At 74.2% G+C, this 2231-nt stretch carries 2 protein-coding genes; one reads left to right on the top strand and one right to left on the bottom strand.

Annotated features, from left to right (window positions below):
- Positions 1-158: 158 nt before the first annotated feature.
- A complete protein-coding gene (locus tag ACIO3O_RS42685) occupies positions 159-1235 on the bottom strand; it encodes an alkene reductase (protein ID WP_401756434.1) in 1077 nt (358 codons plus the stop codon).
- 136 nt (positions 1236-1371) lie between these two features.
- On the opposite strand from ACIO3O_RS42685, the gene ACIO3O_RS42680 reads away from it, so the two are divergent.
- Positions 1372-1839, top strand: coding sequence for a MarR family winged helix-turn-helix transcriptional regulator (locus tag ACIO3O_RS42680; protein WP_401756432.1), 468 nt, complete (start codon positions 1372-1374; stop codon positions 1837-1839).
- The last annotated feature ends 392 nt before the right edge of the window (positions 1840-2231 follow it).

Here is a 2231-nt window from a genome sequence, read left to right as displayed (position 1 = left end):
GCCGGCCGGCCGGCGCCCCCCCCCGCACTCTCCGGGGGCCCCCGCGCTTCCGGGCTGGCGGGGGGGGGGGGTGGGGGGCTTTTGCCCCCTTTTGGGGGGGGGGGGGGGGGCCCCCCCCCCCCCGGGGGGGGCCGCCCCCACTTCGCCGTGCCCGGGGGCTACTTGTTGAGCGCGGGGTAGTCGGTGAAGCCCTTCGCGTCGCCGCCGAAGAAGGTGGCCGGGTCGGGGGCGTTGTACGGGCCCTCGGTGGCCAGGCGGGCGGGCAGGTCCGGGTTGGCGAGGAACAGCGCGCCGAAGGCGAGGAGGTCGGCGGCGCCCTCGTCGAGCAGCGGGAGGGCGCGGTGGTCGGTGGGGCCCTCCGTGTTCGGGTTGAGCACGAAGGTCCCGCCGAACTTCGCGCGCAGCACCGGGGTCAGGGCGCGGAACGCGTCCGTGGCCTCGGTGACGTGCAGGTAGGCCAGCCCCAGCGGGGAGATCGCGTCGACCAGCGCCTCGTACGTCGCCTCGACGTCGGTCTCGGTGATGTCGTTGTACGGGTTGCCGGGGGACAGGCGGATCGCGGTGCGGGACGCGCCGATCTCGGCGGCGACCGCCCGGACGGCCTCGACGGCGAACCGGATGCGGTTCTGCACGCTGCCGCCGCCCCACTCGTCGGTGCGCAGGTTGGCGTTGGCGGACAGGAACTGGTGGATCAAGTAGCCGTTGGCGCCGTGCAGTTCGACCCCGTCGAAACCGGCGTCGACCGCGTTGCGGGCGGCGCGGGCGAAGTCCTGGACCGTCTCGCGGATCTCGTCGGCGGTGAGCTCCTTCGGCTCGCCGAACTCGACCAGGCCCTCACCGGCGAACAGCTTTCCGGCCGGGGTCACCGGGGAGGGGGCGACCGGGGTCAGCCCGTCGGGCAGCAGGCTCGGGTGGCCGATCCGGCCGCCGTGCATGAGCTGGGCGAAGATCACGCCGCCCTCGGCGTGCACCGCGTCGGTGACCTTGCGCCACCCGGCGACCTGCTCCTGGCTGTGCAGACCGGGGGTGAACGGATACCCCTGCCCGACGACGGACGGCTGCACCCCCTCCGTGACGATCAGCCCGGCGGAGGCGCGCTGGGCGTAGTACTCGGCGACCAGCTCGGTCGGCACGCCGCCCGCACCGGCCCGGCTGCGGGTCATGGGGGCCAGTGCGATGCGGTTGGCGAGGGTGGTGCCCGCGAGGTCGTGCGGGGTGAAGGCGGTGGTGGTCATGGCAAGCCCCCAGGCTCTTAGTTGGTCGGCCAAGTAACTCTCGACGGCGCCACTGTAGCCCATTACTTGGCCGACCAAGTTAAAGTAATGAGAAATCTCCGCCGCGTGCGGCCGCTCCCTGGAACGAGGCCCCTCCATGAACCCCGACGACCCCGCCTGTTTCGAGGCCGGACCGGTCAGCACGTCCCTCGCCACGGTGGCCCGGCTGCACCGGATCGCGGCGGGCAAGGTCCTGCGGTGCCTCGGGCTCTACCCCGGGCAGGAGTTCGTGATGATGCACCTGTGGGAGGCGGGCCCGGTCCGCCAGTCCGAGCTCATCAAAGCCGTCGGCCTCGACCCCTCCACGGTCACGAAGTCCCTCCAGCGGCTGGAACAGGCCGGGTACGTCCGCCGCCGCCCGGACCCGGCGGACCGCCGCGCCTCCCTGGTCGAGGCCACGGAGGAGGGCTGCGCCCTGCGCGAGAAGGTCACGGGGGCGTGGGAGTCGCTGGAGACGCGCACGGTGGAGGGCCTGACCCTGCCCGAACGCGAGTCCCTCCAGCTCCTGCTGGGAAAGGTCGAACGCAACCTGTGCACGGAGGCTCCGCCGGGGGAGTGCGGCTGAGGGGTGCGGTCCCCGGGCGGGGAGGCGGCTGCGCCGGGCCGCGTTGCGCGCCGCACCCGGCACCGGGCTTGTTCTCGCCCCAGCCCCGCCCCTTCACCTAAACCCGCGGGGCAATTGCACGGTTGTGTGCGGGTGCGTCGTGGTTGCTCGCGCCCACGCGGCGGAGCCGCAAATCGACGCAGCCCCGCGCCCCTTTCAGGGGCGCGGGGAACTGCGCAAAACACCAGCCACCAACCCAGCCGCGCGGCGAGCGCTTTAGGGAAAGGGGCGGGACCGGGGCGAAATCCGGGGGTCCGGGGGCAGCGCCCCCGGCATGAACAGCAACCCCCCCCCCCCCCCCCCCCCCCCACCGCCCCCCCCCCCGCCCGGCCCCGCTCCGGCGTCCCCCGGGC

The organism is Streptomyces sp. NPDC087440 (assembly GCF_044744005.1).
GTDB lineage: Bacteria > Actinomycetota > Actinomycetes > Streptomycetales > Streptomycetaceae > Streptomyces.
Note: the sequence above shows the minus strand (reverse complement) of the source record. Positions and strands in the feature narration are given on the sequence as shown.